At 60.2% G+C, this 18,389-nt stretch carries 17 protein-coding genes and 1 pseudogene; 11 read left to right on the plus strand and 7 right to left on the minus strand.

Going from position 1 to position 18,389, the window contains the following annotated elements; translation table 11 throughout:
- Positions 1–963, minus strand: coding sequence for a lysylphosphatidylglycerol synthase domain-containing protein (locus PY649_RS25770; protein WP_285871696.1), 963 nt, complete (start codon positions 961–963; stop codon positions 1–3).
- Between the two features lie 94 nt (positions 964–1,057).
- Between PY649_RS25770 and PY649_RS25775 the strand changes: the two genes are divergently transcribed.
- The 3 genes from PY649_RS25775 to PY649_RS25785 all read left to right on the plus strand — a co-directional run bounded on the left by PY649_RS25775 (position 1,058) and on the right by PY649_RS25785 (position 4,249).
- Entirely contained in the window at positions 1,058–2,077 is a 1,020-nt protein-coding gene (locus tag PY649_RS25775; RefSeq protein ID WP_285871697.1) for a glycosyltransferase family 2 protein, read from the plus strand.
- Positions 2,070–3,566 (plus strand): glycosyltransferase family 39 protein, encoded by a 1,497-nt coding sequence (locus tag PY649_RS25780; RefSeq protein WP_285871698.1) that lies wholly within the window; start codon positions 2,070–2,072, stop codon positions 3,564–3,566. The genes PY649_RS25775 and PY649_RS25780 overlap by 8 nt, the downstream gene beginning before the upstream one ends.
- A gap of 62 nt (positions 3,567–3,628) precedes the next feature.
- The gene (locus PY649_RS25785; RefSeq protein ID WP_285871699.1) at positions 3,629–4,249 is read left to right on the plus strand and encodes an NUDIX hydrolase; all 621 of its coding nucleotides are present in this window, start codon (positions 3,629–3,631) and stop codon (positions 4,247–4,249) included.
- Here PY649_RS25785 and PY649_RS25790 read toward each other — a convergent pair whose 3' ends face one another.
- Entirely contained in the window at positions 4,250–5,617 is a 1,368-nt protein-coding gene (locus tag PY649_RS25790; protein ID WP_285871700.1) for an aspartate aminotransferase family protein, read from the minus strand.
- A gap of 82 nt (positions 5,618–5,699) precedes the next feature.
- On the opposite strand from PY649_RS25790, the gene PY649_RS25795 reads away from it, so the two are divergent.
- Positions 5,700–7,040 (plus strand): glutamine synthetase family protein, encoded by a 1,341-nt coding sequence (locus tag PY649_RS25795; RefSeq protein WP_285871701.1) that lies wholly within the window; start codon positions 5,700–5,702, stop codon positions 7,038–7,040.
- A gap of 6 nt (positions 7,041–7,046) precedes the next feature.
- On the opposite strand, the gene PY649_RS25800 is transcribed toward PY649_RS25795, so the two are convergent.
- On the minus strand, positions 7,047–7,994 hold the full coding sequence (locus tag PY649_RS25800) for a diacylglycerol/lipid kinase family protein (protein ID WP_285871702.1): 948 nt from the start codon (positions 7,992–7,994) through the stop codon (positions 7,047–7,049).
- Positions 7,995–8,351: 357 nt separating this feature from the next.
- On the opposite strand from PY649_RS25800, the gene PY649_RS25805 reads away from it, so the two are divergent.
- The gene (locus PY649_RS25805) at positions 8,352–9,569 is read left to right on the plus strand and encodes an MFS transporter (protein WP_432761408.1); all 1,218 of its coding nucleotides are present in this window, start codon (positions 8,352–8,354) and stop codon (positions 9,567–9,569) included.
- Here PY649_RS25805 and PY649_RS25810 read toward each other — a convergent pair.
- A complete protein-coding gene (locus PY649_RS25810; protein ID WP_285871703.1) occupies positions 9,534–9,938 on the minus strand; it encodes a winged helix-turn-helix transcriptional regulator in 405 nt (134 codons plus the stop codon). The two genes, PY649_RS25805 and PY649_RS25810, sit on opposite strands and share 36 nt — an antisense overlap.
- 103 nt (positions 9,939–10,041) lie before the next feature.
- Between PY649_RS25810 and PY649_RS25815 the strand changes: the two genes are divergently transcribed.
- Complete coding sequence (locus PY649_RS25815) at positions 10,042–11,055, plus strand: zinc-binding alcohol dehydrogenase family protein (RefSeq protein ID WP_285871704.1); 1,014 nt, start codon at positions 10,042–10,044, stop codon at positions 11,053–11,055.
- A gap of 352 nt (positions 11,056–11,407) precedes the next feature.
- Positions 11,408–12,781, plus strand: a complete 1,374-nt coding sequence (gene mgtE / locus PY649_RS25820) for a magnesium transporter (RefSeq protein ID WP_285871705.1) — start codon at positions 11,408–11,410, stop codon at positions 12,779–12,781.
- Between the two features lie 50 nt (positions 12,782–12,831).
- On the opposite strand, the gene PY649_RS25825 is transcribed toward mgtE, so the two are convergent.
- A complete protein-coding gene (locus PY649_RS25825) occupies positions 12,832–13,305 on the minus strand; it encodes an Lrp/AsnC family transcriptional regulator (protein WP_285871706.1) in 474 nt (157 codons plus the stop codon).
- A 145-nt stretch (positions 13,306–13,450) separates the two neighbouring features.
- On the opposite strand from PY649_RS25825, the gene PY649_RS25830 reads away from it, so the two are divergent.
- The 3 genes and pseudogenes from PY649_RS25830 to PY649_RS25840 form a co-directional block, all read left to right on the plus strand.
- Positions 13,451–14,353: a DMT family transporter gene (locus PY649_RS25830; RefSeq protein ID WP_285871708.1), complete on the plus strand. Its 903-nt coding sequence runs from the start codon at positions 13,451–13,453 to the stop codon at positions 14,351–14,353.
- A 101-nt stretch (positions 14,354–14,454) separates the two neighbouring features.
- Entirely contained in the window at positions 14,455–14,652 is a 198-nt protein-coding gene (locus tag PY649_RS25835; protein WP_285871709.1) for a type II toxin-antitoxin system VapB family antitoxin, read from the plus strand.
- Positions 14,649–14,975, plus strand: a pseudogene (locus PY649_RS25840) (type II toxin-antitoxin system VapC family toxin); the annotation flags it as partial. The gene PY649_RS25835 and the pseudogene PY649_RS25840, both read left to right, overlap by 4 nt.
- Positions 14,976–15,029: 54 nt before the next feature.
- Here PY649_RS25840 and PY649_RS25845 read toward each other — a convergent pair.
- The gene (locus tag PY649_RS25845; RefSeq protein WP_349644446.1) at positions 15,030–15,563 is read right to left on the minus strand and encodes a GNAT family N-acetyltransferase; all 534 of its coding nucleotides are present in this window, start codon (positions 15,561–15,563) and stop codon (positions 15,030–15,032) included.
- Complete coding sequence (locus PY649_RS25850; RefSeq protein WP_285871710.1) at positions 15,563–17,227, minus strand: electron transfer flavoprotein-ubiquinone oxidoreductase; 1,665 nt, start codon at positions 17,225–17,227, stop codon at positions 15,563–15,565. The genes PY649_RS25845 and PY649_RS25850 overlap by 1 nt, the downstream gene beginning before the upstream one ends.
- A 293-nt stretch (positions 17,228–17,520) precedes the next feature.
- Here PY649_RS25850 and PY649_RS25855 point away from each other — a divergent pair, with 293 nt between their 5' ends.
- Positions 17,521–18,309, plus strand: coding sequence for an SDR family oxidoreductase (locus tag PY649_RS25855; protein ID WP_285871711.1), 789 nt, complete (start codon positions 17,521–17,523; stop codon positions 18,307–18,309).
- Positions 18,310–18,389: the final 80 nt, after the last annotated feature.

Here is an 18,389-nt window from a genome sequence, read left to right on the forward strand (position 1 = left end):
CTATCCCTGGCGCTTCCTTGAAATCAGCAGCGCAAGTGCCGTTCCCGTCAGAGCCGAGACGACGATCAGGAGATGCGCGTTGATGCTGGCCTGCGCCAGATTGTCGAGCGCGGCCTTTTGCCCCGGAGCTCCGAAAGCCATGGCGCCGGCGGTGATGCCGGCCGGATAGGTGCCCACTCCTCCGGGCGCATGCACCGGCAGCACAGAAGAAAGCTCGCCGCCGAGCGCGCCACCGAAACTTGCCGACAGCGGTGCGACATTCATAAGGCGGAGCGCCCAGGCAAGCACCACGACCTTCACCAGCCAATTGACCACCGTCGCCAGCCAAGCGCGGGCAAAAGCACCGGCATTCGCCGGCAGGCCGCGTTCCAGTTCATGCACCAATCCCTGCGCCTTCTTCGGCAATGCCTTGGCGGCAAATTTGATTAACGGCCGGCGAAGGGCAAAACCGGCCACCGGCAAAAGCAGGAAAACGAGCCATGTGACCAAGGCAAGAGCGCGATAGGGCGAGGCCAGCGCCAGGCCGATGCCCGCCGCGGCGAGCAGCGCATGCAGGTCGAACAGCCGCATGACGAACAGCGCCGAAGTGCCGCGCGCCAGGGGAATACCGAACTCGGAACGCATCAGCACCGGAAAGCTGGTCTCCCCCGTGCGGAGGGGCATCATGATGTTGAGGAGATTGTGGACCTGCGTCACGCGGAAGAGCGCCGTGAAATGGCCACCGGTCTCCTTCGGGAAATAATCGTAGATGCGCCAGGTGCGCAGGAAATATGTGCTGGTCAGCAGTGCCAGTGCCAGCAGAATGGGCAGGACGCCAACTTGGCCCCATTGCGCCAGGATCGAACTCCAGCCCCAGAACCATTCGATGAAGGCGGCATAGCCAAGAACGACGGCCGATGTCAGCAGCGTCATGCGATTGCGAATAAACCAGTTCTGTCGGCTGGCAACCATCGGAGTCTTCATGTAGTTAAGGCACCCAATGCGAGCGGAGGCTGACGCCGGACATGTCGCTCGTTCCGTCCGGCCGGTTCTGCCGGTCTTTTAGGAGAAAGAAGAGTTGCAGACAACGGCAGAGTCGATCCGCCCCCTGACCGATACAATAAGTACCACTGAGCTTTCGCTGGTCGTACCTGTCTTTAATGAGGAAGAAAGCGTTGGACCGCTGATCGAGCGCATCTGTTCCGCCATGGTGGGTTTCACCAAGCCCTGGGAACTGATTCTGATCGACGACGGCAGCACCGATGCCACGCTTGCCAATGCACGCCGCTCGCTCGGGCGCGAGGGGCTCACGCTGCGCATTGTTGAGCTACAACGCAATTTCGGCCAGACCGCGGCCATGCAGGCTGGCATCGACACCGCCAGCGGTCGGCTGATCGCCACGATGGACGGTGATTTGCAGAACGACCCGAAGGATATCCCTTCGATGGTCGAAGAGTTGGAACGTCGGCATCTCGACCTGCTCGTCGGCTGGCGCAAGAACCGGCAGGACGGGCTTTTCCTGCGCAAGATCCCCTCCTGGTGCGCAAATTATCTCATCGGCCGCATCACCGGCGTCAAGCTGCACGATTACGGCTGCAGCCTGAAAATCTATCGTGCGTCGATCATCAAGCAGGTGAAGCTGATGGGCGAGATGCATCGCTTCATCCCCGCCTGGGTCGCCGGCGTGGTACCGAGCTCGCGAATCGGCGAAGTGGTGGTCACCCATCATGCGCGCGAGCACGGCATATCGAAGTACGGAATTTCGCGCACCTTCCGTGTCATCCTCGATCTGCTGTCGGTCATGTTCTTCATGCGCTACAAGGCGCGGCCGGGCCATTTCTTCGGCTCTCTCGGCCTCGGCCTCGGGGCGCTCGCCGGTCTGATCCTGCTGTGGCTCTTCGTCGACAAGTTCATCTTCGGTGACGATATCGGCAACAGGCCGCTATTGCTGGTCGGGGTCGTGCTTCTGCTGTCGTCGATACAGATGATCACCACGGGCATTTTGGCCGAGATGATCGCGCGCATCTATTATCGCGACGATCTGTCGCCGAACTACATCGTCCGCAAGATATTCGATCGGGATAGTCAGGATGCATAAGCTTCTGGTCCGCCGACCGGATACTGTCATCCTCTTGTTTGCCGGTTACTTCCTCCTCGAATTCCTGGTGCGGCTCGCCATGCCGCACGGCATGCGCTACGACGAGTCACAGCAGGCGCTTTTCTCGCAATGGCTGACACTCGGCTACGATTCGCAGCCGCCGCTCTACAACTGGATGCAGGCGCTGGCGGTATCCGTCTTCGGACTGTCGCTGGCGACGATTTCCATTGTCAAGAACATAGTGCTCTTCCTGGTGTTCCTCAGCTATTACAAGCTGGCAAAGCTGGTCCTGTCCGACAAGGTTTTCGCGGCGATCGCCACGCTGTCGTTGTTCACGATCCCGCAGCTCTTCTGGGAGGCGCAGCGTGACCTGACGCATACGGTCGCGCAGCTTCTGACGATCAATCTCTTCCTCTATGGTGCGATCCGCACGCTGAAGACGCCAAGCACCGGTTCCTATGTGTTCACCGGCATAGCGCTCGGCCTCGGCATGCTGTCGAAATATAATTTCGCTCTGCTTGCCGTCGCGGCTGTCATCGCCGTCATGATGCATCCGCAGGGACGTTCGCGCATCTTCGACTGGCGCTTTCTGCTGACGCTGGTGATCGCGCTGTTGCTGTTTTTGCCGCACGGGCTCTGGCTGATCCACAATCTCGACCTCGCCTCTGGGCGGACCCTGGGTATCATGGAGCAGGACGCACCGGAAAGCGCCTTTGCCAAGCTGGTGCAGGGGCCACTCGAATTCATGAAATTGGTCGTCGTCATCTGCGCGCCGACACTCGTCGTCTACTCGCTGGTCTTCGGCAAGAGTGCCTTAAAAAAAATAGGCCCCTCGAACGAATGGACCCGCTTTTTCGGAATCCTCTTCGCTGCCATCGCCGTGCTCGTGCTGATCCTGATCGTCGCGATCGGCATGACAGCGCTGCGGGACCGGTGGCTGCTGCCCTTCCTGTTCCTGCTGCCGATCTATCTGTGCCTGAAGATGGAAGCGGCCGGTATCAAGGCCGCAGATTTCGGCAAGCGCTTCTTCTATATTCCGCTTGCGATGATGCTGATCATTCCGGCGCTGCTTTTGATCCGTGTCACCTTTCCGACGCTCTTCGGCTCCTATGATCACTACAACACGCCCTACCCCGCCTTCGTGAGCCAGGCCGTGGCAATGGAGGGCAAAACGCCGGGACTGGTGCTGACGGACAACTGGCTGCCGGCCGGCAATCTGCATTTGCAACTACCGCACGTGCCGGCCATGTCGCTGTTCTTCGGAAATCTGAAGACAAACTTTCAATGGAGCGCCGATAAGCCGATCCTCGTCGTCTGGCGGCCGGGCAAGAACGCCGACGGTGTGCCCGCGGCATTGACGAACTGGTTGCAGGAAACGCTCGGCTCGCAATATCGGGCGCCGGATGTCAAGCTTGCGAATGTCCAATACATCCACGGCAACCTCGGCGACATGGCGACCTTCGCCTATTCCTGGATCTATCCGAAATAAACGCCGATCGTGCGATCCGCGGGAACAGCTCTCCACTCCCAATCTCAACGCCGGAACAGCTCATGGACCAGACCGATAAGCTCGCGACAATGTTGCCTGACTCTGCCGATCTCCCGCCATGGCAGGTCAAGAGTTCCACCCACCTGCTTCACGATCGGTGGCTGACAGTTAGAGCAGACACCTGTGTTACGGCGGAGGGCGTGGAGATTGCCCCCTATTATGTGCTGGAATATCCCGATTGGGTCGAAGTAGTGGCGCTCGATGCGGAGGACAATATCTACCTCGTTCAGCAGTATCGTCACGGTCTGGGCGTCGTCGCACTGGAGGTGCCGGGCGGGGCAATGGATGCCAGCGACGCCAACCCGGTCGAGGCGGCCGCGCGCGAACTCAGAGAGGAAACCGGCCTCTCTGCTTCCGAATGGGAGTATGTCGGCGCCCTTGCACCGAATCCGGCAACCCACTCGAACCTTTCCCACATCGTGCTCGCTCGCAATGTCGAGATCACTATGAAGCCCGCCGACGATCCGACGGAACGCACTCGGCTTATCCGCATGCCGATCCGGCAGGCCATCGGACTGGCGCTCGAGGGCAAGATGATCCAGGTCATCCACGTCGCGGCGCTGACCCTTGCCCTGCACAAGGCAGGCAAATGGGATGCGCAATCTCTGGCGGACAAGAGCTGATTACGCTCGCGCTTCCGCCCACACCGCATCAAGCGCCAACCGCGCGATGCGCACCATTGCATCCACCTCTTCATGGCTGATGATCAATGGCGGCGAGGCCAGCATGCGGTCGGCAGTGGCGCGAAGCACGAGACCATTGGTCAAAGCGTCATTGCGCACCGCCGAGCCGATCGCATCCGGCTTCTCGAAGCGGCGGCGCGTGGATTTGTCGGCGGCGAGTTGCAGCGCGCCCATCAGCCCGATACTGACGGCTTCGCCGACCATATCGTGATCGGCAAGGCTGCTCCACGCCTTTGCGAAATAAGGGCCGATATCGTCACGGACGCGCTCGATCAGTCGCTCGTCCTCGATGATCCTCAAATTTTCCAGCGCGGCAGCGGCGCAGACCGGATGGCCCGAATAGGTGAAGCCATGGTTGAATTCGCCAACATCGTTGATCAGCACATCGGCGATGCGGTCGCTGACCAATACACCGCCGATCGGCAGGTAGCCCGACGATAGACCCTTGGCGATCGGCGCGAGATCGGGCTCGACACCGAAATGCTGATAGCCGAACCAGGAGCCGAGCCTTCCGAAGCCGCAGATCACTTCGTCGGAGACCAGGAGAATGTTTCTCGCCTTGCAGATGCGCGCGATTTCCGGCCAATAGGTTAAGGGTGGAATGATGACGCCGCCTGCCCCCTGGACCGGCTCGGCTATGAAGGCGGCGACATTGTCCTCGCCCAGTTCATCGATCTTTTCTTCCAGCTCGCGAGCAGCGTTGACGCCGAACTCTTCCGGGGAGAGATCGCCGCCCTCGGCATACCAATAGGGCTGGCCGATATGGACGACGCCGGGGATCGGCAGATCGCCCTGCTCATGCATATATTTCATGCCGCCCATGCTGGCGCCGGCGACCGTGGAGCCGTGATAGCCATTGCGGCGGGCGATAACGGTCTTCTTGGTCGGCTTGCCTACAGCGCTCCAGTAGACTCGCGCCATTCGGAACCAGGTGTCGTTAGCTTCCGAGCCGGAATTGGTGAAAAAGACATGATTGAAATGCGGTCCGGCATGGGCGCAGACCTTCTCGGACAGAAGCGTAGCCGGCGTCGTCGTCGTGCCGAAAAACGTGTTGTAATAGGGTAGTTCGTTCATCTGGCGGATGGCGGCATCGGCGATTTCCGTTCGCCCATATCCGATATTGACGCACCAGAGGCCGGCAAAGCCATCGAGATATTTCTTGCCGTTGCTGTCGAAGATGTAGACGCCCTCGCCGCGCTGGATGATCCGGGCGCCGTCGGCATTCAACTTCTTCATGTCAGCGAAGGGATGGAGATGATGAGCAGCGTCGACGGCGGCGAGGTTGGAGCGGCTGGAAGTGTCGGACATCGTTTGCAGAATCCCTATCGGATTGAAAGGCTGGCCTCGATCGTTTACGACCATGACGTGAGTATGGGGGATTGACAAGGGCATGGCGGCGGACAGCTCAACCGAAGGTATGGCACGCATCGAAGTGTTGATCGTCGATATGAACGGTCGGCTGCGCGGCAAGCAGATACCCATCGAAGCCGAAAGGAAGGTCTGGTCCGGCGCGGTGCGCTTGCCGACCTCGACGCAATCCCTGGATATCTGGGGCGACGACAATGACGACCTCACTGGACTGTCGCTGACCATCGGCGATCCCGACGGCACCTGCGTCGCTGATCCGCGCACGCTTGCGGACATGCCCTGGGCGCCGCCCGGATCGAAGCAGGTGCTGGCCACCATGCATGAACTCGACGGCAGCCCGAGTTTCCAGGATCCGCGCGCTATTCTGTCAGCCGTCGTCGATCGCTATAAGGCGCTCGGCCTGACGCCAGTCGTTGCGACCGAACAGGAGTTCTATATTCTCGACGGCGACTGGCGCGAGCGCGGCCTCCCTTCGCCGCCGCCGGCATTAATGTATCGCGACGAGCCGAACGGCTATCAGCTCTACGATATGGATGCCGTCGATCTGCTCGGCAACTATCTCGAAACGTTGCGCGCCTATGCCAAGGCGCAGGGCCTGCCCGCGGACGCGACCACGGCAGAATTCGGCCCCGGCCAGTTCGAAGTCAATCTGCTGCACCGCCCGGATGCGCTCGCCGCCGCCGATGACTGCACCGCCTTGAAACGGGTGGCCGAGCAGGCGGCGCGCAAGCACGGCCTCAAATCGACCTGCATGGCGAAACCCTATAGCGATCACGCGGGCTCCGGCCTGCATGTGCACGTCAGTATTATCGACGATCAGGGACGCAATATCTTGGACGCGGCGGGCGGCGAACCAAGGAGCTTGAAATCGATCTGCGCCGGCCTGTTGCAGACCCTGCAGGACGCGCAATTGGTCTTTGCGCCCTATGCCAATTCCTATCGCCGATTCCAGCCGGGCTCATTCGCACCCGTGGACCTCACCTGGGGATACGGTCATCGCGGAACTGCCGTGCGCATCCCTGAAAAGGATGGGCCGGGCGCGCGCATCGAACACCGCGTCGCCGGCGCCGATGCTAATCCATATCTGATGCTGGCGGCAATCCTCGGAGGCATGTTGCTCGGATTGCAGAATGAACTCGATCCCGGCGAAGAGACGACGCCAAGCCATGCGCCGTCCAATGCGCCTCGATTGACGCATGATTTCCTCACCGCCGTCGAACGCTTCCACGCCTCCCCCTTCATCGCCGATATTTTTGGAGAGCGATATCAGAAGCTCTACGGCGATACGAAGCACAAGGAAGCCATCCGCTATCTGCGCACCGTGTCCGATTTCGACTATCGCACGTATCTGCCGCGCCTTTGACGGACTTCAGACGACCGCGCTGCGGGCTGCGTCTTCCTCGGTCGCTCGTGCGGCCGTCCCCTGCTTGATCATCACCTTCAGCTCGCCGGCATGAAGCTTCAGTGCGATGTCGCGTTCCAGCGGCCACAACTCGCCGTCGATGACGCAATTCGCCAAACTACGCAATTTCGGGAAATGTAGATGCACTTCGCGCGCATGCATAACCATGACATCGGCGTTCTCGCGGAATCGGCCGCGCAGCATATCAATGGCGAGCCGCGCCACGTTGAGCGGTCGCAACGGCCCCGCCGTATAGAAGCCAAGCTCGCCGCCGCGCAGATCATCGGCATAAAGCAATGTGTTAAGCCCAAAGGGATTATTGGATATGGAAATTGCCGAGACGTGGCGACGCTCGCGAACTCCTTCGGCTTCGAAATCGACATCGAACTCCGGCGGGTTGAAGACGACGCCCAAGGCGGCGCGGGTGCTGGCCGACATCTTGCCGATACGCGAACGATAGGTGTAGGCGTTGCGGTAACGCACCATACGCGCATGCATGCCGGCGGAAAACTGGTGGATGAAGGGCCGACCATTGGCGCTGCCGATATCCACTTGATCGATCTCGCCTGTCGCCAGCACGTCCAGCACTTGCCAGATATCGAGCGGCAGATGGAGCGAGCGCGCAAAGAGGTTCATGGTGCCAGCCGGAATGACGCCAAGTGCGACGCCGTTTCGCCAGGCGACCGCGGCTGCCGCTGAAATCGTTCCATCACCGCCGCCGGCGACGATGCCATCGATATCGTCGCGCCGCGCCGCGCGCTCCATGGCCGCAACGATTTCGCTACCCGACACGACCAAACCTTCGAAATCATGGCCGGCGTCCCGGAAAACCTGCTCTGCCTTCATTTCGTAGGCGTCCATGTCCGCCGTCTTGAATGTACCGCCATCGCGATTGAAAAAGCCGATCAGTTTCATCGAGGCTCCCGGTGCTCCCGCTGAATACGTCTCAAAAAAGGATCTGATCCCCACACCTGCTCTTCCAGAAATGGTTTCGGCCAAGGCGATTTCAAGCATTTTGACACCGCCCGCGGCAATCAAGGCGGGTGGCGCATCGAGCGACGAGCCTCGTAAAGACTTATGCAGGGAGCGACATGCTGCACTGCAAAAAATGCACGCGACAGCAATATCACCCCGATTCATATTATTAATTGAGGTACCTTCGCGCCTCTCCAGTCTTTCATTTCGTATCCTGTGCCCGAGGCCTGCATGCCGGCTTTTACCCGGTTGCCCGCTCCGCGGCACTTTTTGCATGATCGCCGCCAAGGAGTTTTCGTGAGCGATATCGCCGCCGACGTCATCGATTCCCAATCCATCCTCGAGGCGCCGTCGCGTACCGCGATCGCCCTTGTCACGCTGGCGCTCGCGGTCGGCAGCTTCGGTATCGGTACCGGCGAATTCGTCATCATGGGTTTGTTGCCTGAGGTCGCCGATACTTTCGGCGTCACTACGCCGGAGGCAGGCCACGTTATCAGCGCCTATGCCCTCGGCGTTGTCGTCGGCGCCCCGGTCATCGCCGTTCTCGCCGCCAAGATGGCGCGGCGCACCCTGCTTCTCTTGATGATGGCAATCTTTGCAGCCGGCAACATTTCCAGTGCTCTGGCTCCAACCTTCGAAAGCTTCGCGGCTCTGCGTTTCATCACCGGCCTGCCGCACGGTGCCTATTTCGGCGTCGCCGCTCTTGTGGCCGCCTCGATGGTGCCGGTCCATCGCCGTGTACGTGCTGTCGGCCAGGTCATGCTCGGCCTCACCATCGCTACCCTGGTCGGCACGCCGATCGCCACCTTCCTCGGCCAGCTTCTGAACTGGCGGGCGGCCTTCTTGATGGTCGGCGGCGTCGGCCTCGTGACCATGCTGCTCATTGCCCTGTTCCTCCCCAAAGACAAGGTTGAGGAAGGGGCGAGCATTGCCCGCGAGCTGGGGGCGCTGCGCCGCGTCCAGGTCTGGCTGACGCTCGGCATCGCGGCAGTGGGCTTCGGCGGTATGTTTTCGATCTTCAGCTATGTGGCGACCACGACAACGCAGGTTGCCGGCTTGGGAACGAGCATGGTGCCGGTCGTATTGGCGCTCTTCGGCATCGGCATGAATGTCGGCAATATCGTCGGCTCGCGCCTAGGCGACCTCTCGATCAAGGGTACGATCGGCGGCATGATGGTCTTCAACGTCGTCATCATGACGCTGTTTTCGCTGACGGCTGCCAATCCGGTGATGCTCTGCCTCTGCGTCTTCCTCATCGGCTGCGGTTTTGCCGCCTGCCCTGCTGTGCAGACACGCCTGATGGATGTCGCGGCGGATGCGCAGACGCTGGCTGCCGCCTCCAACCACTCGGCCTTCAACATCGCCAATGCGCTCGGTGCGTGGCTCGGAGGGCTGGTGATCTCCTGGGGCTTCACGGCGGCGTCGACGGGCTATGTCGGCGCGGTGCTCTCCGTTTTCGGCCTGATCGTTTTCGCGATATCAGTTGCTCTCGAGCGCGACGGCCGGCGCGCATGAGGCCGGCAAAGGCCGCACTTCCTGCTTGCCAGTATCGCAGAAGACATTTTGCTCACCCCAGACGGCCATCGCTTTGATGATCGGCTCAAGGCTGGCGCCGAGCGGCGTCAGCGCATAATCGACGCGCGGCGGCACGACCGGGAAGACGGTGCGTGACACCAGGCCAGACTCTTCGAGCTCACGCAGCTGTTTCGTCAGCATGCGCTGCGTCACCGCCGGCAGCCTGCGCCGGATCTCATTGAATCGCAGCGTTCGCTCCATCAGGTGGAACAGGATCACGCCTTTCCATTTGCCGTCGAGCAGGCTTAGCGTCGCCTCGACCGGACAACCCGGGAAATTCTTGACGAGCTTGGCGCGGGGTAGTGACATCGACAGTATCCTTTTGGGTACTACGTACAGAATTTGCGCATTCTTGCGTCATGCGAACATAAGATTCATCTAGTTCCCGTGCAACAAACACCGGAGTTTTCCCATGCGCGCCGTCGCTTACAATATCCCGCAACCCATTTCCGCCGAGACGTCATTGATCGATGTCGACCTGCCGACGCCGGAAGCCAAGGGTCATGATCTCCTGGTGGAAATCAAGGCCGTATCCGTCAATCCCGTCGATGTCAAAGTCCGCGCGAGCGCCAACCCCGCTGAGGGCGAATACAAGGTTCTCGGCTGGGACGCGGCCGGTGTCGTCAAGGCGATCGGTTCCGATGTCACCATGTTCAAGCCCGGAGATGAAGTCTTTTATGCCGGCGCCATCAATCGCGGCGGCTCCAACGCCGAGTTTCACCTGGTGGACGAACGGATCGTCGGCTTGAAGCCGAAAAGCCTCGATTTCGCGGCTGCCGCGGCTTTGCCGCTGACGTCGATCACCGCCTATGAGACGCTGTTCGACCGCCTCAAAGTGCAGGACCCAGTTCCGGGTGCCGCCAACGCCATTCTCATCATCGGCGGCGCCGGCGGCGTCGGCTCGATCGCTATCCAGATCGCCCGGACGCTGACCGACCTGACCGTGATCGCCACTGCCTCGCGGCCAGAAACGCAGGCCTGGGTGAAGGAACTCGGCGCCCACCATGTTATCGATCACTCCAAGCCATTGGCTCCGCAGATCGAAGCTCTCGGCATCGGCGCTCCTGCCTTCATCTTTTCGACCACCAACACCAGCGATCATATTGCCTCGATTGTCGAAGCCATCGCACCGCAGGGCCGTTTTGGATTGATCGACGACCCGAAGGTCCTAGATGTCGCTCCCTTCAAGCGCAAGGCGGTTTCGACCCACTGGGAGCTGATGTTCACCCGCCCGCTGTTCAACACGGCCGACATGATCGAACAGCACAAGCTGCTGAACAAGATTGCCGAACTGGTGGACGCCGGTAAGATCCGCACGACGCTGACCGAAACGCTGGGCACGATCAGTGCCGCGAATTTGAAGAAGGCGCACGCATTGGTCGAGACGGGCAAGATGAAGGGCAAGGTTGTTCTGGCCGGTTTTTGAGCCCATCCATCTTCCAGGTTTGGCCGGGTGTTTACCGCCCGGCCAAACTGCTTATGACATTTTTGCAACAGCGATTGTTGCAACGCATAAGCCTTTAGCCGCCCAACAAAAAAATACCTGCGACATTATGGCATTAACCATGGGCGCCACTTGACTTTTCGCGTCTTCGGAGCGACTTCTCCCGATGTGGGGAACAGTGTTTTCCATACCGATTAACCGGAGCCATCTTACGATGCCTAGCGACAGTAGTAGTCGATTGCCTTTGCCGTCAGTGGCGTTCGTGCTGTAACCGACTCCTGTCGGCTCGCCACGATCTGCCACGACGGCGGATCGACCGGAAAGGCGAGCTATAATGAATATCAACAGCTTTCCCATGCGGGCTGGCAACGCCGCCCGTGCTTTTATCAATAATAATCGCGCCCTTACCATTGCAGAACGCGTTGAGTCGCTGAACGCGATCGAGGCTCGCGAAGCCGCACGCATCCTGGCCAAGATGCCGGAAGAACGCGCCATTCGCATTCTCGACCGGCCGGAGCTTCGTAACGCCCCTGCCATTCTCGAGGTCATGACCAATGCGGACGCCGCACGGCTGCTGCATGGCATGTCCAACGACCGTGTGGCCGACATTCTTCTCGAACTGGACGACGACGCTCGCGCGCGTCTGTTCGCTACCCTTGAGGAGCCGGTTCGCGTAGCGATCCAGGGTCTGATGGGTTATCCGCCGCGCACGGCAGGTGGCATCATGACGACGGAATATGTCAGTGTGTGCGCCAGTTGGACCGTTGCGCAGACGCTCGACCACGTTCGCCAGGTAGAGCGCTCCCGCGAAACCGTCTATGCCATCTATGTGCTGGACGACGACACCCACGAGCTGCTGCGTGTGGTGACACTGCGCCGTCTCATCACCGGTGAGCCCGACGCCTGTATCCTGACGGTGGCGCAGAAGGGTGCTCCGGTCACCGCGCCTGCGCTGATGAAGCAAGAGGATGTTGCCCGCCTGATCCGCCGGCACGACCTGCTCGCCCTGCCGGTTGTCGACGAACACGGCCTCATGCTCGGCATCGTCACGGTCGACGACGTCATCGATACGATGATCGCCGATACGACCGAAGCCGCGCAGAGATTCGGCGGTATGGAGGCCCTCGGCCAGCCTTACATGAAGATCGGCTTCGGCGGGATGATCCGCAAGCGTGCCGGCTGGCTCGCCGCCCTCTTCCTCGGCGAAATGCTGACAGCCAGCGCCATGCAGCATTTCGAAGGTGAGCTGGAAAAGGCAGTCGTGCTGACGCTGTTCATCCCGCTGATCATGAGCTCGGGCGGTAATTCCGGCTCGCAGGCAACCTCGCTGATCATCCGGGCGTTGGCGCTCGGCGAGTTGAAGCTTTCCGACTGGTGGCGGGTCGCGCTCCGCGAATTGCCGACGGGCATTGTGCTCGGCTCGATCCTCGGCCTCGTCGGCTTTGCGCGCGTCGTGCTTTGGCAGACGATTGGCCTTTTCGACTACGGTCCGCACTGGCAACTCGTCGGCGTCACCGTCTTCGCTGCCCTGATCGGTATCGTGACCTTCGGCTCGCTTGCCGGCTCGATGCTTCCGTTCATTCTGCAAAAGCTGCGCCTCGATCCGGCCAGCGCATCGGCCCCCTTCGTCGCAACGCTGGTCGACGTCACCGGGTTGGTGATCTATTTTTCGGTCGCGTTGTTGATCCTCAGCGGCACCTTGCTTTGAGGATAACGAAATCCTGACATGGAAGGGGCCGGCGACGGCCCCTTTTGTTTTCAGTCCGGCTGCGGCAACGTCAGGACGCCGTTGGTCTTGATGCTGCGAATCGCGAAATTCGAGCGCAGGTCAGAGACGCCGGGGAGCGTCAAAAGCTTTTCCGACATCACCCTCTCATAGGCGGCAAGGTCCTCGACGACGACTTCTGCCAGAAAATCCGCAGCCCCCGAAATCAGATGGCAAGCGACGATCTCCGGGATAGCGAGTAACGCTGCCTGCTGCGCTTCGGAATTCTCTTTCGAATGATGGCCGACCTTGAGTTCGACGAAAACCGTCAGCCCGAGGCCTGCTTCCTTGCGGTCGATATCGGCGCGATAGCCGCGCAGCAGACCCGATTTTTCCAGGTTGCGAATGCGCCTCAAACAGGGCGAAGGCGAAAGATTCACCCGCTCGGCAATCTCGACATTAGTGGCCCGCGCATCCTCCTGCAGGCAGTTGAGGATAGCGATGTCGAATTTATCCAATTTTGGCATCTTCGCGAACTTTCCTTGCCAATATTGGCAGATCATTGCTCATAGCATGATTTTCGAGCCATAACTAGCAAGGACATGCCCTGGCCTTTGGCGCTATCTTTTCTTCAGCCGGATGATGATCCGGACGGTTCGAAAGGATACGTCGATGACTGCTTTGACCCTCTCCTCCCGCAAGACAATGCCCGCCACGGTCGGTTATGCCGGCGCCATCGTTACGGTTCTGATCTGGGCAAACTGGATTCTAGCCACCCGCCATACCGCGGAAACGCAGATGGGCACGATCGACCTCGGCTTGATCCGTTACGGCATTCCGGCGCTGGTGCTCTCCCCCGTCTGGCTGCGCACCGGGCTGGTGCCGAAAGGCGTGCCGCCGAAGTTGTTGGCGCTAATGATCTGCGGCTCAGGCGCGCTCTTCTTCCAGTTGACCACCTTCGCCATCCATTCCACACCCGCCGCATCGGCCGGCATTCTGCTCGGTGGCTCGATGCCGCTGGCAACCGCGTTGATCGGCGTGCTGCTGTTTCGCGAGCGGCCGGACATCACCCGTTGGCTCGGTCTCGGCGGTATCGTTGCCGGCGTACTCATCCTTTTGGTGCGTAGCCTGTCCGGCACTGAGATTTCAGGGGTGAGCTTCACGCTGCTACCGCTCGGCGCTTTGCTCTGGGCCGGCTACACACACGCCTTCCGTCGCTCCGGCCTGAACGCCATCCAGTCAAGCGCCATCATCGCCATCTGGTCGTTCCTTATCCATGTCGGTCTGGCTCTGATCTTCGGCAGTTCGCTCGCCTCCGTCCCGCTGCCGGAAATCGGCCTGCAGGTTGTTAGCCAAGGTCTGCTTTCCGGCCTCGCCGCCACGCTCGCCTACGGTCTCGCCGTTCAGGCCCTGGGCGGCACGCAAGCTGCGGCCTTCACCGCCATCACCCCGGTCCTCGCGACCTTCGGCGGCGGACTGCTGCTTGGCGAACCGATCGGCGTCGCTGAAATTGCAGCCGCGGTTGTCACGGGAACGGGCGTCGCGCTTTCGACGGGGGTACTGTCGCGGAAATGAGCAGCGATCAGTGGAGGATAGATCGAAGGCCGCCGTCGGCGGCCTTCCGCATTGAAAGCAGCATCATCTGATGCTAATTTTGATGGCGAAGGAGCATATCAATGCGGACCACAGTAACCATTGATGACAAATTGCTCGCGGATGCGCGCGAAGTCACCGAAATGGCCGAAACCTCGGCGATCGTCCGTGAGGCGTTGAAAGCGCTTATTGAGCGCGAAGCCTTCAGAACACTTATCCGCCTTGGCGGCACGGAACCAGATATTACGGCCCCTCCTCGTCGTCGGTTTGGTGTCGAATGATCTTGGTCGATACGTCGATCTGGATCGATCATTTTCATTCGCTGGACGCTAAACTTCAATCTTTATTGGAGCAGAGACAGGTTCTCATCCATCCCTTCGTGATCGGTGAGATCAGCCTCGGAAACCTGAGGCAATATGACCTTGTGATGAGAAGCCTGAGCCGGTTGTATCAGATTTCAAAAGCGTCAGATGATGACGTTCTCTATTTTATCCGCAGCCACAAATTACAAGGTATGGGCATTGGCTATATCGATGCTCATCTGGCGGCGGCGGCAATGTTGACACCCGGCACCTACCTTTGGACGCGCGACAAGCGGCTGCAGCGCGTTGCGGAAGATCTCAGAATTGCCGCGCCATTATGGCCCGCAAATACCTGCTCAGAACCACGGCGCCATGGCGACCCGTCTTTCGGGATCTGCGCCATGGTCAATCTCGAACTTCAGAGTCTCGAACAGTCCTGCTGGCATCTGACGTTCATCAAGCGCTTGAAACCCAAGCGAGGCGTAAAAAGGCGCGTTGAACGGCACATGGCGGTCCGTCGTCAGGGTGATACCCGATGCGCCGCGCGTCTGCGCCGTCTCGATTATGGCCTGCATCAAGCGCCGCCCGACACCCTTGCGCTGCCAGCGCTGCATGACGTCGATCTCCACGACATAGATCGCCCCATCAAGTTCGGCAGCGGCAAGGAAAGCGAAGGGCTGATCCAAATCGTCCACCGCTACGAGCAACAGTTTCGCATCGAGCGAATGCTGCAGCTTGTCGCGCGGCACGGTCCTGCCTTCGTCCTCCACGCCGAGTACCTGGCGGAGAGTTACGAAGGCATCGGTCTCGATCTCCGCCAAAAAATCCAGGTCAGCGGAACGAGCAAGGCGAATAGTATAAGCGTCTCGCTCCATCTTCCCCATGTGCATCACATATTCGGATAGACCGGTCCCTCACCGCCCTGTGGGGGCACCCAGTTGATGTTCTGGTTGGGGTCCTTGATATCGCAGGTCTTGCAGTGGACGCAGTTCTGGGCGTTGATGACGAAAGTGTCCTTGCCGTCCTTTTCCACCCATTCATAGACACCGGCCGGACAATAGCGGGTCGACGGGCCGGCATAGATGTCGTGCTCGGACGACTTCTGCAGTGCCATGTCCTTGACCTGCAGATGGACCGGCTGGTCCTCCTCATGATTGGTGTTCGACAGAAACACCGATGACAGCCGGTCGAAGGTCAGAACGCCATCCGGCTTCGGATAGGCGATCGGCTTGTGCTTGGCCGCCGGCTCCAGCGATTGGGCATCGGTTTTGCCGTGCTTCAGCGTGCCGAACAAGGAGAAGCCGAAGAGCTGGTTCATCCACATGTCGAAGCCGCCGAGCGCAATGCCGAGGCCAGTGCCGAACTTCGACCAGAGCGGCTTGACGTTGCGCACACGCTTCAGGTCCTTGCCGATATCGGTCGCGCGCCATTCGTTTTCGATCTCGACCACTTCATCATTGGCGCGGCCGGCGGCAATCGCCGCGGCGATCTTGTCGGCTGCCAGCATGCCCGACAGCACCGCATTGTGGCTGCCCTTGATGCGCGGCACGTTGACGAAGCCGGCCGAGCAGCCGATAAGCGCGCCGCCGGGGAAGGTCAGCTTCGGTACCGACTGGTAGCCGCCTTCGGTAATGGCGCGGGCACCATAGGAGAGCCGCTTGCCGCCCTCGAAGGTGGAGCGGATTGCCGGATGCGTCTTGAAGCGCTGGAACTCCTCGAAGGGATAAAGATACGGGTTCTTGTAATTGAGGTGGATGACGAAGCCGACGGCGACGAGATTGTCTTCCAGGTGATAGAGGAAAGAGCCGCCTCCGGTTTTCATGCCCAGCGGCCAGCCGAAGGAATGCTGCACGAGGCCCTGCTTGTGGTGCTCGGGCTTCACCTGCCAGAGTTCCTTGATGCCGATGCCGAATTTCTGCGGCTCGCGGCCCTTCTGCAGGTCGAACTTGGCAATCAGCTGCTTGGCGAGCGAACCGCGCACGCCTTCGCCGATCAGCACATATTTGCCGAGAAGCGCCATGCCGCGCGTATAGTTCGGACCGGGCTCGCCGTTCTTCTCGATGCCCATGTCGCCGGTGGCAACACCGATGACGGCGCCCTTGTCATCATAAAGTACTTCGGTTGCGGCGAAACCGGGATAGATCTCGACGCCGAGCGCCTCGGCCTTTTCGGCGAGCCAGCGACAGACATTACCAAGGGAGACGATATAATTGCCGTGATTGCTCATCAGTGGCGGCATCATGACATTCGGCAGGCGGATCGAACCAGCTGGGCCGAGGAACAGGAAATGGTCGTCCGTCACCTCGGTCTTGAAGGGATGTCCTTCTTCGTCACGCCAGCCCGGAAGCAGGCGATCAATGCCGATCGGGTCAACAACCGCGCCGGATAGAATATGGGCGCCGACCTCCGCTCCCTTCTCGAGCACGACGACGGTGAGATCGGGATTGACCTGTTTCAAGCGGATCGCCGCCGAAAGGCCGGCCGGTCCCGCTCCGACAATCACCACGTCGAATTCCATGCTCTCGCGTTCAGGCAGCTCATTAGCGTCAGTCATTCACTCTCTCCGATCGGCCGGGCTCCGATTGAGTTGGACGCGGCCTTATCCCCCTGGGCGTCTTCCCCATTTCGGCTATCTCCTTGTCAAAACGGGAAGGAATTGTCGAGCCGGGAAACGACAGTTGATCCCCAAATCGCACGGTGCCGTGTGGAAGTTAGATTCCCCTTACGTCAACGTCAATATTTCCAGGTATTTCGCTTGCCGTTTGTCAGCATTCAACTTCCAAAAATGGTTCGCGGCATTCTATAAATGCCCCTTCGAAGTATTCGGCAAGGCGAAGGGTGGAAAACATGGATCTCGGGATCAAGGGAAAGCGGGCATTGGTTTTGGCTTCGTCCAAGGGGCTTGGCCATGGAATAGCCGTTGCGCTGGCGCGCGAGGGGGCGAATGTCCTGCTTTGCGGTCGCAGCGGCGAGAGGCTCGAGAGCAATTGCAAGGCCATCAATGCCGAAGGAAAAGGCCGCGCCGATTGGATCTGGGCGGATCTCAATGACGAGAACTTCGCCGAGGTCGTCGGCAAGGCGGTCGCTGACAAGCTCGGCGGCCTCGACATTCTGGTCAACAACACCGGCGGACCGATACCAGGAACATCGGAGGACATGACCGCCGACCGGCTGGAAACCTATTTCCTGTCGATGGTGGCGCGAATCATAACGCTGACCAATGCGTTGCTGCCCGGCCTGAAGGCACAGGGCTGGGGACGCATCCTGACCGTCGCGTCGTCCGGCGTCATCGAGCCGATCCCCAATCTGGCGCTTTCCAACACGCTGCGGCCCGCGCTTGCCGGCTGGAGCAAGACGCTGGCGACTGAGGTAGCGGCCCATGGCATCACCGTGAACATGCTTCTGCCGGGCAGCATCGCTACCGACCGACTGGCCGACCTTGACAACGCGACCGCCAAACGCAGCGGCAAGAGCCTGGAGGCCATCCAGGCCGAACGACAGCAGCGCATTCCCGCCGGCCGCTATGGCCGGATCGAGGAATTCGCGGCGACGGCCGCCTTTCTCTGCAGCGAACCTGCGAGCTATGTCACAGGCTCTATGGTCCGCTGCGACGGCGGCGCGGCGCGTTCGCTCTGAAGGAAAAGTTCAGCGAATGGGCGGTGCGCCTTTTGAGAAAACGGGCGCACCGAACACAATTGCGTGAGAAGCGAAGAGGC

It is taken from the genome of Rhizobium mayense (assembly GCF_030272705.1).
Lineage (GTDB): Bacteria > Pseudomonadota > Alphaproteobacteria > Rhizobiales > Rhizobiaceae > Rhizobium > Rhizobium mayense.

Excerpts from the sequence above, each read along its gene's own strand:
- PY649_RS25850 (WP_285871710.1), bottom strand. The coding sequence starts at position 17,227 with ATGACTGACGCTAATGAGCTGCCTGAACGCGAGAGCATGGAATTCGAC.
- PY649_RS25845 (WP_349644446.1), bottom strand. The coding sequence starts at position 15,563 with ATGCACATGGGGAAGATGGAGCGAGACGCTTATACTATTCGCCTTGCT.
- PY649_RS25810 (WP_285871703.1), bottom strand. The coding sequence starts at position 9,938 with ATGTCACTACCCCGCGCCAAGCTCGTCAAGAATTTCCCGGGTTGTCCG.
- PY649_RS25815 (WP_285871704.1), top strand. The coding sequence starts at position 10,042 with ATGCGCGCCGTCGCTTACAATATCCCGCAACCCATTTCCGCCGAGACG.
- PY649_RS25835 (WP_285871709.1), top strand. The coding sequence starts at position 14,455 with ATGCGGACCACAGTAACCATTGATGACAAATTGCTCGCGGATGCGCGC.
- PY649_RS25800 (WP_285871702.1), bottom strand. The coding sequence starts at position 7,994 with ATGAAACTGATCGGCTTTTTCAATCGCGATGGCGGTACATTCAAGACG.
- PY649_RS25785 (WP_285871699.1), top strand. The coding sequence starts at position 3,629 with ATGGACCAGACCGATAAGCTCGCGACAATGTTGCCTGACTCTGCCGAT.
- PY649_RS25770 (WP_285871696.1), bottom strand. The coding sequence starts at position 963 with ATGAAGACTCCGATGGTTGCCAGCCGACAGAACTGGTTTATTCGCAAT.
- PY649_RS25780 (WP_285871698.1), top strand. The coding sequence starts at position 2,070 with ATGCATAAGCTTCTGGTCCGCCGACCGGATACTGTCATCCTCTTGTTT.
- PY649_RS25855 (WP_285871711.1), top strand. The coding sequence starts at position 17,521 with ATGGATCTCGGGATCAAGGGAAAGCGGGCATTGGTTTTGGCTTCGTCC.
- PY649_RS25795 (WP_285871701.1), top strand. The coding sequence starts at position 5,700 with ATGGCGGCGGACAGCTCAACCGAAGGTATGGCACGCATCGAAGTGTTG.
- PY649_RS25790 (WP_285871700.1), bottom strand. The coding sequence starts at position 5,617 with ATGTCCGACACTTCCAGCCGCTCCAACCTCGCCGCCGTCGACGCTGCT.
- mgtE (WP_285871705.1), top strand. The coding sequence starts at position 11,408 with ATGAATATCAACAGCTTTCCCATGCGGGCTGGCAACGCCGCCCGTGCT.
- PY649_RS25830 (WP_285871708.1), top strand. The coding sequence starts at position 13,451 with ATGACTGCTTTGACCCTCTCCTCCCGCAAGACAATGCCCGCCACGGTC.
- PY649_RS25825 (WP_285871706.1), bottom strand. The coding sequence starts at position 13,305 with ATGCCAAAATTGGATAAATTCGACATCGCTATCCTCAACTGCCTGCAG.